Below are 17,030 nucleotides of genomic sequence, written 5' to 3' on the forward strand. Positions count from 1 at the left end.
GAAGCCCCCGGAAACCGGCAGAGATGGCATTTCGACAGGATGTTGACGTCAATCATCTGCCAAACGGGCATTAACAAAAAATCCCTCTACGCTTATAAAGGCCGCCCGAAAAGGCGCGGGCTAGAGCTTCTGGCACCCGCGTTCAGGATGAACTGAGTGGAAGAACCGACATGATCGACCTCGCAACCTGGAACCTCAGCGTTCCCGTTGGCAGCCCGCCATACACCGTCGAAACCTCAAAACTGGTGAACGGCTTCAAAGATCAGTACTTCCATTCCGACACCGGCACCTTGTTCTTCTGGTCACCGGTTACCGGGTCAAAAACCGAAAACGCCATTTATCCGCGCACCGAACTGCGCGAAACCTACAGCAACGGCAGCCTGCGCAACTGGTATTACCCGGATGCCGACAATTCATTGCGCGCGACCGTCACGGTGAACAAAGTGCCGAGCTCCGGCAAGATCGTCATCGGCCAGATTCATGCTTATGAAAGCCAGAAGCCGATGGTCAAACTTGAATATCAGTACAAGACAAAAACCGAGACCGGCAACCTGGTGATCAAGGTGCGCATGCATCCGGACGAGGATGAGAGTCGCGTCATCACGCTGGCGACCGGGATCAAACTGGATCGCGAATTCAACTACTTGATTCACCTGAGTCCTGGCGGTGCGTTGGGTGTGAGTGCGGCGGGATATCAGTGGGATTCACAGATAAGTGCGACTTGGCGGAATAAGCCGCTGTATTTCAAGGCCGGGGTTTATGTGCAGGACAACACAGGGTACACCAGTGAAGGTGGGCAGGTGACCTTCTCCAAACTCGACATTGATCACGATAAATAACCCAAACCCCACTGCAGGATCTGCCGAAGGCTCGGGCCGCGATCGGACGATCTTTTGATCTTGTTTTCGCTTCTAAAAAGACAAAATCAAAAGATCGCAGCCTTCGGCAGCTCCTACCTTTAAACAGTGCTGTTTAGATCTGTCGGCGGTTACTTCCAGATGCCTACAACACCTTGCGTCGTTGCCTACCACTACGCCAGAATCCGCCGGCTTGTGCGCCTGGCGGGCCATCGGTAACTTGATTCGCGTCACTGATTTCCAGTGATCGGGTTTAGTAGCCCGTGGTGTTTTTCAGTTTTGTGCAAAGCGCATCCGTCGGTGATTGCTGTCCGACTTGATGGTGGCTGTGTGCAGGGCGCTTCGGCGCGCCGGTCAATGCTGAATACTCCCCGGTCTACTAACCTGCGCACAGCTGCCACCCTTCTTTTAGTAGAGAAGACGAAGCGGCTCCATCAGGAGTTTTCAGCTAATGATCAAATCAACGCCACACCCGCCAGAAACAGATCTCGCATCCCCTTACGAATCCCTCGATTCAAAAAAACTCAACGACGCCGCCGAGCGCGCCCTCGACCATTACCTCAAACCGTCCGCCTTCATCATGGCCAGCACGCACAAACCCGAGCCCATGTACCTCGCCAACCCGAAGTACAACACCGAATCGCTACTGGCCAACGCCAGCGAAACCCTGGGTTCAGCCAGCGAAATGCTCAACAACTTCGCCGCCATGCTCGACACCTCACACCGCAAGACTGCACTGGGCATTGCGCAGGTGGTCATGCTTGGAGAGCTGGCGGTGAATCAGGCGCTGGATCACGTTGAACTGAAGGAGTAGTCGTCCACAAAAAAGCCCGTTTCACGACGGGCTTCTTGAGCCAAATGGATTAAATGTTCCGCATACGCTACATTGACATAAAAATGTTACGGTAGCGCAACATGGATTACTCTCTTTTGATTACCCGTCTCGGCATTCAATTACGTGAAAAACGTATAAATCGTGGCCTGACGCAGGCGCAGCTCGCCGATCTGGCGGGACTGACGCGATACAAAGTCATCGCGGTGGAGAAAGGCACCCTTTCTGTCGGCATGATCGCTTACGCGCGGGTTTTGGCTGCGTTGGACTGCGAGCTCTCGGTGGTTCCAGCAACGATGCCAACTCTTGAAGAGCTTGGAGATTTATTCGAATGAAAATGGCCTCTCTTCAAGTCAGCACCCCTGAAGGTAATAGCGGCAGACTTTTCAGCGATGCCGATGATTTCACTTTCCGTTATCACGAAGATGCATCGCCACAAATGGCGATCAGTCTCTCGATGCCTGTACGACATGACGAATTTCGTCGGCGCGAGCTGCACCCTGTTTTTCAGATGAACCTGCCAGAAGGCTACGTACTGGAGCAGTTGCGCAACCGCTTGGCAAAGACTGTGAACGTCGACCCAATGCTGCTACTGGCGCTTTCCGGCAGTACATCGCCCATTGGTAGAGTTCACGTACGCTCTGAAACCGTTGATGCCTTGTTGGAGGCGCGAGAATTTCCGGGAGAAAAACTCGAAGAGATTCTCACGTGGGACGGTACGGAAGATATCTTCGCCGACATGCTTGATCGCTACATCCTGCGGGCAGGCATTTCAGGTGTTCAACCCAAGTTGCTGGTGCCGGAGCGGCAAGAAATAGCGTTGCCGAGAGTGACATCCAAAACCTCGGATCTGATCATCAAGAGTGGAAGAGACGAATTCCCGGGCTTGGCGATCAACGAATTCCTTTGCATGTCCATGGCGAAAGACGCGGGGATTCCCGTTCCACCGTTTTACCTTTCCGATAATGCCAAGCTGTTTGTCATGCGTCGATTTGATCGCGACGACCAGCTCAACCCCATTGGGTTTGAAGACATGGCCGTGCTGATGGGGCTGTCGGCTAATCAGAAGTACAGCAAAAGTTATGCGGCAATCGCCAAGGCTGTCCGAGTGTTTTGCCCGGTGAGACACTTGCGTACGTCGCTTGATCAACTCTTCGATAGCGTCGCCCTGAGCTGCATCGTTGGAAATGGCGACGCTCACTTGAAAAATTTCGGTTTGCTCTATTCCGAACCGACGCAACGCGATGCGCATCTGGCGCCCGCTTACGACATCGTCAACACCACGGCCTATATTCCAGAAGATGTTCTGGCATTGGATCTGGCGGGCAACAAGTCAATGTTCGCCTCACGACAAGGACTACTGGAGTTCGCTCACACCTGTGAAATCGACCAACCCAAGGAGCGCATTCAGCATCTGCTTGCCTCGGTTGAAGCGGTGCTCGAGCGCTATCCTCAGTATCGTGAACAAGCACCTCATGTGGTCAACGCCATTGAGCAAGCGGCAGCGCCATTTTCTCTGACTTTTGGATAGCGTCGTAACCGCGAGAAATCACTTCCCACTAAACCCGCCTCACGACGTTTTTTATCAGCAGTTTTAAACGGCTCAAACTTAGTTAACCCTAGCCTTCAACTCACCCTTCAGATAATGCTTATACATCGCTTTCAGCGAGATCTTAATTAAATAAATCCGTCCACTTTTGACACTGCCTCTTGTTGACACTTCCTTGTTTCACTCACAAAAAGCGCATAGCCCTTATAGCAAAAAAATATTAAAACCTGTCAGTTATTACAGGTCCATTCCACAAAAGAAACACTTAACATCCCTCACGCCACAAGCAGATGAAAAAGACACTTGACTGGAACTGTCTTATTTATATGAGGTAAGTTCCTATTAACATTTACAAGGAGTAATAACCATGGCGAATGAAACCGTTATCAACAACATTCTCAAGGACGTAAGTGGGAATTATGTTATTTCTGGGACGTCCAAGCCCAACAACACCGTTTACGTTACCGTTACAGGCGGCATTCCCACCCTAGGATCAGGAACATCCTGGGCAAACGGAGGCTATAGCTTTCAAATTAATTTCCCGAAACCCGGAAAATACGAGGTTGTTGCGGAAGCATTGATCAATGGTGCGCCTGACAATACAAAATGGTCAGCTCCGTACACCATCACTGTTTGAAAGACAATAAATCCTACGCCGTCTTATTTAATAATCAGTATAAAAAAACCGCCTCTTCAGGCGGTTTTTTTATTTACGCTGATTTAACGCTCAGGCTTAGTTAACCTTGGCGTTCAACTCACCCTTCAGATAACGCTGATACATCGCTTCCAGCGAGATCGGCTTGATCTTCGAAGCATTACCCGCAGTACCAAACGCTTCATAACGAGCGATACACACATCACGCATCGCCGTCACAGTCGCGCCGAAGAATTTACGCGGGTCGAATTCGCTCGGGTTGGTGGCCATCAGGCGACGCATCGCACCGGTGGATGCCAGACGCAGGTCGGTGTCGATGTTGACCTTGCGCACGCCGTACTTGATGCCTTCGACGATTTCTTCAACCGGTACGCCGTAGGTTTCTTTGATGTCGCCGCCGTACTGGTTGATGATCGCCAGCCATTCTTGTGGCACCGACGAGGAACCGTGCATCACCAGGTGGGTGTTCGGGATGCGTTTGTGGATTTCCTTGATGCGGTCGATCGCCAGAACGTCACCGGTAGGTGGCTTGGTGAACTTGTAGGCGCCGTGGCTGGTGCCGATGGCGATGGCCAGGGCATCGACTTGGGTGCGCTTGACGAAGTCAGCGGCTTCTTCCGGGTCGGTCAGCATTTGGCTGTGATCCAGAACGCCTTCAGCGCCGATGCCGTCTTCTTCACCGGCCATGCCGGTTTCCAGCGAACCCAGGCAGCCCAGCTCGCCTTCTACCGAAACGCCGCAGGCGTGCGCCATGGCCACGGTTTGTTGGGTAACGCGGACGTTGTAGTCGTAGTCGGTCGGGGTCTTGCCGTCTTCGCCCAGCGAGCCGTCCATCATCACCGAGCTGAAGCCCAGTTGAATCGAGCGCTGGCAGACGTCGGGGCTGGTGCCGTGGTCCTGGTGCATGCACACCGGGATGTGCGGGAATTCTTCGATCGCGGCGAGGATCAGGTGACGCAGAAAAGGCGCGCCGGCGTATTTGCGAGCGCCGGCCGAAGCCTGAACGATCACCGGGGAGTCAGTCTTGTCAGCGGCTTCCATGATGGCGCGCATCTGCTCAAGGTTGTTGACGTTGAAGGCTGGAACGCCGTAGCCGAATTCGGCTGCGTGGTCCAACATCTGGCGCATGCTGATAAGTGCCATTGTGTGTGTCTCTCCCGGTTGAGGGTCGTTAATCGTGCCAGCCTGCCGGAGCGGCGGCGGCTATTCAAGTGATTGCAGATCGGGGGTTGAGGCCCGGTCTGGTGATTCGATAAAGCAAAATCCTGAGAGCTACACAGAACCCCTGTGGGAGCGAGCTTGCTCGCGAATGCGGCTTGGCATTCAGCATTGATGCAAGCTGATCCACCGCTTTCGCGAGCAAGCTCGCTCCCACAGTTGGATCTATTTCCACATTGGGCCTGCGTTGTTGCAATTATTCAGCCTTGCAGCCGCGGCCGATCAGGTCATTGGTGGCGACCCAGTACACCAGGCCTTCCTCACCCTTGACGTGAAACGCCAGCATGCCGTCGCTGTACAGCGTGCCCGAGGCGCCCGGTTCTTCTTTCAGGCGATAGACCTGATCACCGCCACCCAGTCGAACATCGACTTCCTTCTGGCCGGCATCGGCGTAACGCCACAGCACTTTGGCCTGGCTGTCGCAGGTCCAGGTGGTCCAGTTGTCCGCCGGGGCAGACGACTGAAACAGGTTCAACTGCGCGCAACCGCCCAACAATGCCAACGCCGCAATGGCGATCAAGCCTTTCATCCGTGTTCCTCGACTGACGGCGCACGCCGCCAGCCCTGAGTTAAAGAGTCAGACCCGTCAAGGACAACCATGTTCCTTGGCCGGGGTTTGCGTCTCGTATTTGTCCAGGCCGTCCGGCCCCGAGCGCTTGTTCAGCACCGGGTTGGTTTCGGCCTGCCAGTCGGCCTGATAACAGCCCCTCTGCGACTCGCTCGGCGCCGGCGTGGCTTCGGCCTTCGGGTTACTCCCGCAGGCCGCCAGCGTACCGGTCAGCAACAACAGTGCTAACGACTTGACCATGTAAACACTCCTTTGCCTGGCCAAACGGGCGGCCTCAGGCCTTGGCCCGGCTTTCCAGGACTTCTACGGCTGGCAGCACTTTGCCCTCGACGAATTCGAGGAACGCGCCACCACCGGTGGAAATGTAGGAGATTTGCTCAGCCACGCCATATTTATCAATGGCGGCCAAGGTATCGCCACCGCCAGCAATCGAGAATGCCGAGCTTTCAGCGATGGCCTGAGCCAGCACTTTGGTGCCGTTACCGAACTGGTCGAATTCAAACACGCCGACCGGGCCGTTCCACAGAATGGTTTTCGACGATTTCAGCAGTTCGGCGAAGTTGGCTGCGGTTTGCGGGCCGATGTCCAGAATCATGTCGTCTGCCGCGACGTCAGCAATCAGCTTGACGGTGGCTTCTGCGGTTTCAGCGAACTCTTTGGCAACCACTACGTCAACCGGCAGCGGCACGCTGACTTTGGCAGCGATGGCGCGTGCGGTGTCGAGCAGATCCGGTTCATACAGCGACTTGCCAACCGGGTGACCGGCCGCCGCGAGGAAGGTGTTGGCGATGCCGCCGCCGACGATCAACTGGTTGCAGATCTGGCTCAGGCTGTTCAGCACGTCGAGTTTGGTCGAGACCTTGGAGCCGGCAACGATGGCCGCCATTGGCTGAGCCGGCGCGCCGAGGGCTTTGCCCAGTGCGTCCAGTTCAGCGGCCAGCAGTGGACCAGCAGCCGCAATCTTGGCGAACTTGGCCACGCCGTGGGTCGAACCTTCGGCGCGGTGAGCGGTGCCGAAAGCGTCCATCACGAACACGTCGCACAGAGCAGCGTATTGCTGGGCCAGTTCGTCAGCGTTCTTTTTCTCGCCCTTGTTGAAGCGCACGTTTTCGAACAGCACGATGTCGCCGGCCTTGACGTCAACACCGCCCAGGTAATCAGCCACCAGCGGCACTTCACGGCCCAGGGCCTTGCTCAGGTAGTCAGCGACAGGCTTGAGGCTGTTCTCGGCAGAGAATTCGCCTTCGGTCGGACGGCCAAGGTGCGAGCAGACCATCACGGCCGCGCCTTTTTCCAGGGCCAGCTTGATGGTCGGCAGCGAAGCCAGGATACGCGCATCGCTGGTGACAACACCGTCCTTGACTGGGACGTTGAGGTCTTCGCGGATCAATACGCGCTTACCTTGCAGATCGAGGTCGGACATCTTCAACACGGTCATGGGTCGCACTTCCTACGGTTTTTTTGAAGTTGCTGTTTGCAGATAGTGTTCTGCTACGTCCAGCATTCGGTTGGCAAAACCCCATTCGTTGTCGAACCAGGCCAGGATGTTCACCAGCTTAGGGCCGGAAACACGGGTCTGACTGGCATCGACGATGGCCGAATGTGGGTCATGGTTGAAATCACAACTGGCGTGCGGCAGCTCGGTATAGGCGAGCAGACCTTTGAGCGGGCCGCTGGTGGCGGCTTCGCGCAGGATCCGGTTGACCTCATTGGCATCGGTCGCGGTGGCGGTCTGCATCGTGATGTCGAGGCAGGACACGTTGACCGTCGGCACGCGTACGGCTTTGGCCTGAATTCGCCCGGCAAGTTCCGGCAGCAGGCGCTCGATGCCGCGCGCCAGACCGGTGGACACCGGGATCACCGACTGGAATGCCGAACGGGTGCGGCGCAGGTCTTCGTGGTGATAGGCATCGATCACCGGCTGGTCGTTCATTGCCGAGTGAATCGTGGTGATCGACACGTAATCGAGGCCGATCGCCTTGTCGAGCAAGCGCAACAGTGGCACGCCGCAGTTGGTGGTGCAGGAGGCGTTGGACACCAGCAGTTCGTCGCCGGTCAGGCAATCCTGATTGACGCCGTAAACGATGGTGGCGTCGACATCCGCCTCGCTGGCCATTGGCTGCGAGAACAACACGCGCGGCGCGCCAGCGTCGAGAAAACGCTGGCCGTCTTCACGGGTGTTGTAGGCACCGGAACATTCAAGCACCAGATCGACGCCCAGTGACCCCCAATCGATGCCTTCGGGGGTGGCACTGCGCAGGACCTTCACGCAGTCGCCATTAATATGCAGACAATCGCCTTCTACTCGCACCTCGCCCGGAAAACGGCCGTGAGTGGAGTCGAAGCGTGTCAGGTATTCGATGCTGGCCATGTCCGCCAGATCGTTGATCGCGACAATTTCAAACCCGGCTTTCTCGCCTCGCTCAAACAACGCACGCAAGACGCAACGACCAATGCGGCCGTAGCCGTTGAGTGCAACTTTGAAGGGACGCGGTTGAGGCATGGGGTTCTCGATTACCGTGGTGAATCGGGTAGTGCGATGTTGCCCGAACCAACGCTTTCGCGAGCAGGCTCGCTCCCACAGGGAAACGCGTTCCAATGTGGGAGCGAGCCTGCTCGCGAAGGCGTCAGCTCAGACGACATCTTTTCTGGATCAGTCTTCCAGCAGCTCTTCAGCCTGACCCAGGATGTTTTCCAGGGTGAAGCCGAACTCTTCGAACAGTGCCGAAGCCGGAGCCGATTCGCCGTAAGTAGTCATGCCAATCACGCGACCTTCCAGACCCACGTACTTGAACCAGAAGTCGGCGTGTGCCGCTTCGATCGCGATACGCGCGCTGACCTGCAACGGCAGCACGGCTTGTTTGTAGCCGGCGTCCTGAGCATCGAAAACGCTGGTGCACGGCATGGAAACCACACGTACCTTGCGACCTTGCTCGGTCAGCTTGTCGAACGCCTGAACAGCCAGACCGACTTCCGAGCCGGTGGCGATCAGGATCAGCTCAGGCTCGCCTGCGCAGTCCTTCAGCACGTAACCGCCACGGCTGATGTCGGCAATCTGGCCGGCATCGCGTTCCTGGTGTTGCAGGTTCTGACGCGAGAAGATCAGCGCCGATGGGCCGTCCTTACGCTCCAGAGCGTTTTTCCAGGCCACGGCCGATTCAACGGCATCGGCTGGACGCCAGGTGTCGAGGTTCGGTGTGGTACGCAGGCTGGTCAGTTGTTCGATCGGCTGGTGCGTCGGGCCGTCTTCGCCCAGACCGATGGAGTCGTGGGTGTAGACGTGGATCACTTGCTTCTTCATCAGCGCGGACATGCGCACGGCGTTGCGGGCGTATTCCATGAACATCAGGAAGGTCGCGCCGTAAGGCACCAGGCCGCCGTGCAGGGTCACGCCGTTCATGATTGCGGTCATGCCGAATTCGCGCACGCCGTAGTACATGTAGTTGCCGCTGGCATCTTCAGCGCTGACGCCTTTGCAACCTTTCCACAGGGTCAGGTTGGAACCGGCCAGGTCAGCGGAGCCGCCGAGCAGTTCCGGCAGCAATGGACCGAACGCGTTCAGGGTGTTCTGGCTGGCTTTACGGCTGGCGATGGTTTCGCCTTTGGCCGCCACTTCAGCGATGTAAGCCGAAGCTTTTTCGGAGAAGTCAGCTGGCAGCTCACCGCTCAGACGACGTACCAACTCGTTGGCTTCGGTCGGGAATGCAGCGGAGTAGGCAGCGAAACGCTGATCCCACTCGGCTTCGGCCGCGCGACCTTTTTCCTTGGCATCCCACTCGGCATAGATGTCGGCCGGGATTTCGAACGGGCCGTGGTTCCAGTTCAGCGCCTGACGGGTCAGCGCGATTTCCGCATCACCCAGTGGGGCGCCGTGGCAGTCTTCTTTGCCCTGCTTGTTCGGCGAGCCGAAACCGATGGTGGTCTTGCAGCAGATCAGCGTTGGCAGCGGGCTCTTGCGCGCGGTTTCGATGGCGGTCTTGATCTCTTCCGGGTCGTGACCGTCAACGTTGCGGATCACTTGCCAGTTGTAGGCTTCGAAACGCTTCGGCGTGTCATCGGTGAACCAGCCTTCGACTTCGCCGTCGATGGAGATGCCGTTGTCATCGTAGAAAGCGATCAGCTTGCCCAGACCCAGAGTGCCAGCCAAGGATGCGACTTCGTGGGAAATGCCTTCCATCATGCAGCCATCACCCAGGAACACGTAGGTGTGGTGGTCAACGATGTTGTGGTTTGGGCGGTTGAACTGCGCTGCCAGGACTTTTTCTGCCAGAGCGAAACCGACGGCGTTGGCCAGGCCCTGACCCAGCGGGCCGGTGGTGGTTTCAACGCCCGGGGTGTAACCGAATTCAGGGTGGCCCGGGGTGCGGCTGTGCAGTTGACGGAACTGCTTGAGGTCTTCGATCGACAGGTCGTAACCGGTCAGGTGCAGCAGCGAGTAGATCAACATCGAGCCATGGCCGTTGGACAGCACGAAGCGGTCACGGTCGGCGAACGATGGATTGCTCGGGTTGTGCTTGAGGTAGTCGCGCCAAAGCACTTCGGCGATATCTGCCATACCCATAGGGGCACCGGGATGGCCGCTGTTGGCTTTTTGCACGGCATCCATGCTGAGGGCACGAATGGCGTTGGCACGCTCACGACGGCTAGGCATCGCTGATCTCCTGGGTGTGAATAGATTGAAACGGAAAAAAGGAGGGCATTTTCCCTCACCGGAGCGCCTCGGGGCAATGACAGATAGTCATCCGGAGGCGTTTTTCCAATGGATAGCAGTGGTTTCGGTAGGTGAAACCTTTCCGCTGTTCGTTTGTAGAGTTAACCGTTTCGGGAGAAGTGCCATTTATCGAGCAATATCAAAACTTTTTGATATTGGCCTTGCGATGATTTGCCCCCCTCTCTAGACTGCCAGCCCTATGAACTTACGCGTGCCTTCCATTCGCCATGACGATTGCGACGAGCTGGCGGCCCTGTGCAAGGCCGGCGGCGATCCGCTGCGCCTGAATGTATTGCGCGCGCTGGCCAACGATTCGTTCGGCGTGCTGGAGCTGGCGCAGATTTTCGGCATTGGTCAGTCCGGCATGAGTCACCACCTCAAGGTGCTGGCCCAGGCTGATCTGGTGGCGACGCGCCGCGAAGGCAACGCGATCTTTTATCGCCGCGCCCTGCCCCACACCGAATTGCTCGGCGGCAAGCTGCACGCTGCATTGTTAGAAGAAGTCGACAACCTAGCACTGCCTGACGACGTGCAAGCGCGCATCGAACAGGTTCACGGCCAACGTGCCGCCGCCAGTCAGGACTTTTTCACCCGGGTGGCGGAAAAATTCCGTGCCCAGCAAGACTTGATCGCAGGCCTGCCGCAGTACCGTGACAGCGTGCTGGCCCTGCTCGACAAACTGAACTTCGATGGTGCAGCCACGGCCATTGAAGTCGGCCCCGGCGATGGTGCTTTTTTGCCGGAACTGGCCCGTCGCTTCGGCACCGTAACCGCGCTGGACAACAGCCCGGCGATGCTCGAACTGGCGCGCCAGGTATGTGAACGTGAACAGCTGGCTAACGTCAGCCTGCAATTGGCCGATGCATTGAATGGCACAAGCCTTACGGCCGATTGCGTGGTGTTGAACATGGTGTTGCACCATTTCGCCGCGCCGGCCGACGCACTCAAGCATATGGCCAACCTGCTGCAACCGGGCGGTAGCCTGCTCGTGACAGAGTTATGTAGCCACAACCAGAGTTGGGCCAGGGAGGCCTGCGGTGATCTGTGGTTGGGGTTTGAACAGGACGATTTGGCCCGTTGGGCCACCGCTGCGGGACTCGTTCCCGGGGAAAGCCTCTATGTAGGCTTACGTAATGGTTTCCAGATCCAGGTCCGCCATTTTCAGCGACCGGCTGGCGACACTCACCATCGGTAAATTCAGGAAAACATCGAGATGAGCGAATACTCCCTCTTCACCTCCGAGTCCGTGTCCGAAGGACATCCGGACAAAATCGCCGACCAGATTTCCGATGCGGTGCTGGACGCCATTATTGCCCAGGACAAACACGCACGCGTTGCCGTGGAAACCCTGGTCAAGACCGGCGTGGCCATCGTTGCCGGTGAAGTGACCACCAGCGCCTGGGTCGACCTGGAGCAGATCGTTCGTGACGTAATCTGCGACATCGGCTACACCAGCTCCGAAGTCGGCTTCGACGGCGCGACGTGCGGCGTGATGAACATCATCGGCAAGCAGTCCCCAGACATCAACCAGGGTGTTGACCGTGCCAAGCCTGAAGATCAGGGCGCCGGCGACCAGGGCCTGATGTTCGGCTACGCCAGCAACGAAACCGACGTGCTGATGCCAGCGCCGATCACCTTCTCGCACCAGTTGGTGCAGCGCCAGGCCGAAGCCCGTAAATCGGGTCTGCTGCCTTGGCTGCGCCCGGACGCCAAGTCGCAAGTGACTTGCCGTTACGAAGGCGGCAAGGTTGTTGGTATCGACGCGGTTGTTCTGTCGACCCAGCACAACCCTGAAGTGTCGTACAAAGACCTGCGCGAAGGCGTGATGGAGCTGATCGTCAAGCACGTGCTGCCTGCCGAACTGCTGAGCAAAGACACCCAGTTTCACATCAACCCGACCGGCCAGTTCATCATTGGCGGCCCGGTAGGTGACTGCGGTCTGACCGGTCGCAAGATCATCGTCGACAGCTACGGCGGCATGGCCCGTCACGGCGGTGGCGCGTTCTCCGGTAAAGATCCATCGAAGGTTGACCGTTCGGCTGCCTACGCTGGCCGTTACGTGGCCAAGAACATCGTCGCGGCCGGCCTGGCCGAGCGTTGCGAGATTCAGGTTTCCTACGCGATCGGTGTGGCTCAGCCTACCTCGATCTCGCTGAACACCTTCGGCACCGGCAAGATCAGCGATGACAAGATCGTCAAACTGGTCCGCGAAGTGTTCGACCTGCGTCCATACGCAATCACCACTATGCTCGACCTGCTGCACCCGATGTACCAGGAAACTGCAGCGTACGGCCACTTCGGTCGCGCGTCAGAGACCAAGACCGTTGGCGAAGACACCTTCACCACGTTCACCTGGGAAAAAACCGACCGCGCCGACGCCCTGCGTTCTGCTGCTGGTCTGTAAGACTCCCTGGCGGTACAAAAAAGCCCCGCACGGTTCGCCCCGTGCGGGGCTTTTTCATGCCTGAAATACAGTTTTGAACTCGCCCCCCTGTGGGAGCGAGCTTGCTCGCGAAGGGGCCAGCCGAACCGACATCAATTTCCGGCCAGACACACCCCGCAAAATACCCCGTCTACCACGCTCCAGATTGTCTTCTAACCTTCAAGCATTCCCCCTGAGCAAGGACGCTCACCATGCTTGTCACGCTGCGCCTGCTGTTTGTTTTCCTCGTGGCCTGTACGGCCCTCAACGCCCACGCCGATTGCCCGAAATGGCCAGCTACTCAAGCAAAAAGCGAAATCACCGCCCTGCACAAACAGATCAACCAATGGGACGACGCCTATCACCGCGAAGGCCGCTCGCTGATTGCCGACGAACTCTACGATCAGTCACGTCTGCGCTTAAGTGAGTGGCAGCGCTGCTTCGATCTGCCACCCGCACCTGTGCCACTGCGCACCGCCTCAGGTTCAATCACCCACCCCATCGCCCATACCGGTCTGGATAAATTACACGAAGCAGCCGCCGTGGAAGCGTGGCTACGCGACCGCCGGGATGTCTGGGTACAACCCAAGATCGACGGCGTCGCGGTGACGCTGATTTACCGCGCAGGCGTTCTGCATCAGGCCATCAGTCGTGGTGACGGGATTCGGGGCCAGGACTGGACGCCATCAGCGCAAAAGATCGCCGCCATTCCGCAACGCCTGACGCAACCGCTGGACCTGCTGGTACAAGGCGAACTTTATTGGCGCTTGAACGAACACGTGCAAGCCAAATCCGGCAGCGTCAACGCTCGCGCCACCGTCGCCGGATTGATGGGGCGTAAATTCCTGAATACAGAACAAGCCGCCGAAATCGGATTCTTCGCCTGGGACTGGCCGCAAAGCCCCCTGGACTTGCCCAAGCGAATAACCGGATTGGCGGCGCTGGGTTTCGCCACGACGGAACCTTACAGCCAACCGGTCAGCGAACTCGCAGAGGCGCAGAAATGGCGCGATCACTGGTATCGCTCACCCCTTCCCTTCGCAACCGACGGCGTGGTTCTGCGTCAGGGTCAGCGCCCACCCGCCGAACGCTGGCAGGCACGTGCTCCCTACTGGGCCATCGCTTGGAAATACCCATTCGCGCAGGTACTGGCCGAAGTCCGCAAGGTTAATTTCAAGATCGGGCGCACCGGGCGCATCACCCCGGTGATCGAGCTGAACCCGGTCAGGCTCGATGACCGAGAGATAAAACGGGTCAGCGCCAGTTCGCTAAAACGCTGGCAGGCACTGGATATTCGTCCTGGTGATCAGGTCGCCATCAGCCTCGCCGGCCTGACCATTCCCCGGCTCGACGGCGTCGTGCTGCGAACCGCCGAGCGGGCAGAGATCAACCTCCCCAACGCCGACGACTTCCATACCTTGAGTTGCTGGCAACCTACCCCTGGTTGCGAAAGCCAGTTTCTCGCCCGCTTGACCTGGCTCAGTGGCAAGCAGGGACTGGCGATGCAGCATGTCGGTCGCGGCACCTGGGAGAAACTTTTCGAAACAGGCCGCCTGAATAACCTGCTGGATTGGTTGACCCTTGATGAGCCGGAGCTTGCTAACATTGCCGGCTTTGGCGAACGCAGCAGCGCCCGCCTGATGCACAGTTTTCACAGCGCCCGCCAACGGCCCTTCGCTCAGTGGCTCAAGGCTTTGGGCTTGCCGCCAAGCGGTGAGGCACAACTCCCCGATTCATGGCAGGAGCTGGCACAACTAGACACCGAACAATGGCAGGCAGAACCCGGTATCGGCCCCGGTCGCGCAGCGCAATTGAGCGCCTTCTTCCGCGACCCGCAGGTGTTAGCCTTGAGCGATACCTTGCGGAACGCCGGCATCGACGGTTTCTGAGCACGCAATCCCGGTACCCCGGGAACCCAACCACCACCGAGGCGCTCCAACAGCGCAGTGCCGCCCCGACCCGATTGCCTTTGCACATGGAGCTTTTATGAAATTTCTCGCACCGCTCGCCATGCTGACCCTTTGTGGCGTGATGGCCGCCCCTGTCATGGCCGACGAAGACGCCCCGGGCCTGACCGGTTGCGCGGCCAAGAAGCAAGGCATCATGAACCAGATCGAACAGGCCAAGTCGCGTGGCAACGCTGATCAGCAGGCAGGCCTGGAAACTGCCCTGCGTGAGGTGACCGAACACTGCACCGACGCGGGCCTGAAGAAAGAACGCGAAAACAAGGTGCTCGACGCCAAGCACGAAGTGAGCAAGCGCCAGGCTGATCTCGACAAGGCGATGAAGAAAGGCGATCCAGAGAAGATCAACAAGCGCAAAGACAAACTCGCCGAATCGCGCAAAGAACTTCAGGACGCGCTGGACGAAATCGATAAGTAAAAATCAAAAGATCGCAGCCTGCGGCAGCTCCTACATTGATCAGGGCAGGAGCTGCCGCAGGCTGCGATCTTTTAAATATCAATGATCGCGAAACTGTTTATGACAAGCGCTGCAGGCATCTTCAACTTTCTGCACCGCAGGCCCGAGATTGCTGGCCTTGTACGGCTGCACCTGGCTGGCAATCACCAATTCACCGGTGGCGGCTTCAAGGTTGCGGGCCATTTCCTGAAAACGTGCCTGTTGTTTCCAGACATCGTCCTTGGCGCTGGTGTGATCTTCTTCGCGAACCTGCGGGAAGTGCTTCCACGGCTCATGAGACAACGCATCAAGCTTGACCGCGCCCTCGGCGAATTTCGGCCCGTCGAACGGAATGCGCCCACGCAACATGCCTCCCAGATCTTCACCGGTCTTGAGCATCTGTTTGAAGATCGCCTTGCGTTGGCCCAGTGGAGAATTCGGATCGACACCGCCACAGGCGGACAAGGTCAGACAGGCCAGCAATACAACAGAAATGCTTTTAAGAGTCATGGTGGCTTCAGGTCACGGAATTCGGCGGCCAGTATCCTCGCGTCACCGCCAAACACCAATAGCCCTATTAAAAATACGGGTTGCTCGAGCGCATGGAGCACTCGGTCAACCGGCACAGGAATTACTCCATGAACAGCTCTTTCAAGGCCTGGCGTCACCCGCTGATCGCATCCCTGCCTCTAATGGCGATTCTCGCTGGCTGCACCGGCGGTGATAGCGCCAAACCAAAAACCCACGCACTGGCCACTTATTCCAGCGCCACCTGGGAAGCACTGCCGGCAGTATCCGATAGCGATCTGGTCGCCGGTTTCGGTTCGTGGCGTAGCGCCTGCACCCGACTCAAAGCTGATGCCGTATGGGGCTCCACCTGCGCCGCTGCGGCCAACGTGCCACAAAGTGCTGGCGAGATTCGCGCCTTCCTTAAGCAAAACCTCGACGTTTACGGCCTGCGCGCTGAAAACGACAACCCGAACGGGTTGATCACCGGTTACTACGAACCGGTCTACCCCGGCAGCCTGACGCCCACCGACACGGCCAATGTGCCGGTGTACGGCGTGCCCGAAGACATGATCATTGTCTCGCTGGACAGCATTTACCCGGAGCTGAAAGGCAAACGCCTGCGCGGCCGCCTCGAAGGTCGCGTGCTCAAGCCTTACGACGATGCCGCCACCATTGAATCCAAAGGTGTAAAAGCTCCGGTGGTTGCCTACCTGACCGACCCGATGAATCTGCAATTCCTGCAGATCCAGGGTTCCGGGCGAATTCAGACCGAGGACGGCAAACAGTTGCGCATCGCTTACGCCGATCAGAACGGCCATCCGTATCGCCCAATCGGGCGCTGGCTGGTCGAGCAAGGCGAGCTGAAGAAAGAAGACGTGACCATGAGCGCGATCAGCAACTGGGCCAAGGCCAATCCTTCGCGCATTCCGGAACTGCTGGGCAGCAACCCGAGCTACGTGTTCTTCACGCGCAACCCGGACAGCAACGAAGGCCCGCGCGGTTCGCTGAACGTGCCGTTGACTGCCGGTTATAGCGCGGCAGTGGATCGCAAGGTGATTCCGTTGGGTAGCCTGCTGTGGCTGTCGACGACAAAACCGGATGGCACGGTACTGGTTCGCCCGGTGGCGGCACAAGATACCGGCGGCGCGATTGCCGGCGAGGTGCGTGCGGATCTGTTCTGGGGCACCGGTGATGCGGCCGGACAACTGGCCGGGGACATGAAACAGCAGGGGCAGATCTGGATGCTCTGGCCCAAAGGCGCAGCGCTGCCGCAAGTACCGCAGGTGGCTGATACAGAGAAGAAGTAAC

17 protein-coding genes are annotated in these 17,030 nt (G+C 57.9%); 10 read left to right on the forward strand and 7 right to left on the reverse strand.

Annotated elements, in window-relative coordinates; translation table 11 throughout:
* Nucleotides 1–170 precede the first annotated feature (170 nt).
* From AB4N74_RS21680 to AB4N74_RS21700, 5 genes are all read left to right on the forward strand, one after another.
* Nucleotides 171–839 carry a polysaccharide lyase family 7 protein gene (locus AB4N74_RS21680; protein WP_320336210.1) on the forward strand — a complete coding sequence of 223 codons (669 nt, stop codon included), beginning with the start codon at nucleotides 171–173 and terminating at the stop codon, nucleotides 837–839.
* A 469-nt stretch (nucleotides 840–1,308) separates the two neighbouring features.
* Nucleotides 1,309–1,671: a DUF6124 family protein gene (locus AB4N74_RS21685; RefSeq protein WP_116254339.1), complete on the forward strand. Its 363-nt coding sequence runs from the start codon at nucleotides 1,309–1,311 to the stop codon at nucleotides 1,669–1,671.
* 101 nt (nucleotides 1,672–1,772) lie between these two features.
* Nucleotides 1,773–2,024, forward strand: a complete 252-nt coding sequence (locus AB4N74_RS21690; RefSeq protein ID WP_007913766.1) for a helix-turn-helix domain-containing protein — start codon at nucleotides 1,773–1,775, stop codon at nucleotides 2,022–2,024.
* Nucleotides 2,021–3,220, forward strand: a complete 1,200-nt coding sequence (locus tag AB4N74_RS21695) for a type II toxin-antitoxin system HipA family toxin (protein ID WP_257356488.1) — start codon at nucleotides 2,021–2,023, stop codon at nucleotides 3,218–3,220. The genes AB4N74_RS21690 and AB4N74_RS21695 overlap by 4 nt, the downstream gene beginning before the upstream one ends.
* Nucleotides 3,221–3,605: 385 nt before the next feature.
* Nucleotides 3,606–3,875 (forward strand): hypothetical protein, encoded by a 270-nt coding sequence (locus AB4N74_RS21700; RefSeq protein ID WP_257356490.1) that lies wholly within the window; start codon nucleotides 3,606–3,608, stop codon nucleotides 3,873–3,875.
* Between the two features lie 96 nt (nucleotides 3,876–3,971).
* On the opposite strand, the gene fba is transcribed toward AB4N74_RS21700, so the two are convergent.
* The 6 genes from fba to tkt form a co-directional block, all read right to left on the reverse strand.
* Nucleotides 3,972–5,036: a class II fructose-bisphosphate aldolase gene (gene fba, locus AB4N74_RS21705; protein ID WP_007913760.1), complete on the reverse strand. Its 1,065-nt coding sequence runs from the start codon at nucleotides 5,034–5,036 to the stop codon at nucleotides 3,972–3,974.
* 271 nt (nucleotides 5,037–5,307) lie between these two features.
* Entirely contained in the window at nucleotides 5,308–5,640 is a 333-nt protein-coding gene (locus AB4N74_RS21710; RefSeq protein ID WP_008081029.1) for an MliC family protein, read from the reverse strand.
* Nucleotides 5,641–5,697: 57 nt separating this feature from the next.
* On the reverse strand, nucleotides 5,698–5,919 hold the full coding sequence (locus AB4N74_RS21715) for a hypothetical protein (RefSeq protein WP_460097196.1): 222 nt from the start codon (nucleotides 5,917–5,919) through the stop codon (nucleotides 5,698–5,700).
* A 34-nt stretch (nucleotides 5,920–5,953) separates the two neighbouring features.
* A complete protein-coding gene (locus tag AB4N74_RS21720; protein WP_242209568.1) occupies nucleotides 5,954–7,117 on the reverse strand; it encodes a phosphoglycerate kinase in 1,164 nt (387 codons plus the stop codon).
* 12 nt (nucleotides 7,118–7,129) lie between these two features.
* Nucleotides 7,130–8,182 (reverse strand): erythrose-4-phosphate dehydrogenase, encoded by a 1,053-nt coding sequence (epd, locus tag AB4N74_RS21725; RefSeq protein ID WP_460097197.1) that lies wholly within the window; start codon nucleotides 8,180–8,182, stop codon nucleotides 7,130–7,132.
* Between the two features lie 150 nt (nucleotides 8,183–8,332).
* Complete coding sequence (tkt, locus tag AB4N74_RS21730; protein ID WP_093429867.1) at nucleotides 8,333–10,330, reverse strand: transketolase; 1,998 nt, start codon at nucleotides 10,328–10,330, stop codon at nucleotides 8,333–8,335.
* Nucleotides 10,331–10,589: 259 nt separating this feature from the next.
* On the opposite strand from tkt, the gene AB4N74_RS21735 reads away from it, so the two are divergent.
* The 4 genes from AB4N74_RS21735 (at nucleotide 10,590) to AB4N74_RS21750 (ending at nucleotide 15,194) form a co-directional block, all read left to right on the forward strand.
* The gene (locus AB4N74_RS21735; RefSeq protein WP_093429866.1) at nucleotides 10,590–11,585 is read left to right on the forward strand and encodes an ArsR/SmtB family transcription factor; all 996 of its coding nucleotides are present in this window, start codon (nucleotides 10,590–10,592) and stop codon (nucleotides 11,583–11,585) included.
* A gap of 18 nt (nucleotides 11,586–11,603) precedes the next feature.
* Nucleotides 11,604–12,794: a methionine adenosyltransferase gene (gene metK / locus AB4N74_RS21740; protein ID WP_093429865.1), complete on the forward strand. Its 1,191-nt coding sequence runs from the start codon at nucleotides 11,604–11,606 to the stop codon at nucleotides 12,792–12,794.
* A gap of 230 nt (nucleotides 12,795–13,024) precedes the next feature.
* The gene (gene ligB / locus AB4N74_RS21745; RefSeq protein WP_460097200.1) at nucleotides 13,025–14,701 is read left to right on the forward strand and encodes an NAD-dependent DNA ligase LigB; all 1,677 of its coding nucleotides are present in this window, start codon (nucleotides 13,025–13,027) and stop codon (nucleotides 14,699–14,701) included.
* 97 nt (nucleotides 14,702–14,798) lie between these two features.
* Nucleotides 14,799–15,194 (forward strand): DUF1090 domain-containing protein, encoded by a 396-nt coding sequence (locus AB4N74_RS21750; RefSeq protein WP_093429863.1) that lies wholly within the window; start codon nucleotides 14,799–14,801, stop codon nucleotides 15,192–15,194.
* Nucleotides 15,195–15,272: 78 nt separating this feature from the next.
* Here the strand turns inward: AB4N74_RS21750 and AB4N74_RS21755 are convergent, their stop codons facing one another.
* Nucleotides 15,273–15,722, reverse strand: coding sequence for a c-type cytochrome (locus AB4N74_RS21755; RefSeq protein WP_093429862.1), 450 nt, complete (start codon nucleotides 15,720–15,722; stop codon nucleotides 15,273–15,275).
* Between the two features lie 128 nt (nucleotides 15,723–15,850).
* On the opposite strand from AB4N74_RS21755, the gene mltA reads away from it, so the two are divergent.
* On the forward strand, nucleotides 15,851–17,029 hold the full coding sequence (gene mltA / locus AB4N74_RS21760; RefSeq protein WP_460097202.1) for a murein transglycosylase A: 1,179 nt from the start codon (nucleotides 15,851–15,853) through the stop codon (nucleotides 17,027–17,029).
* Nucleotide 17,030 lies beyond the last annotated feature (1 nt).

This window comes from Pseudomonas sp. H3_C08, from assembly GCF_054669455.1.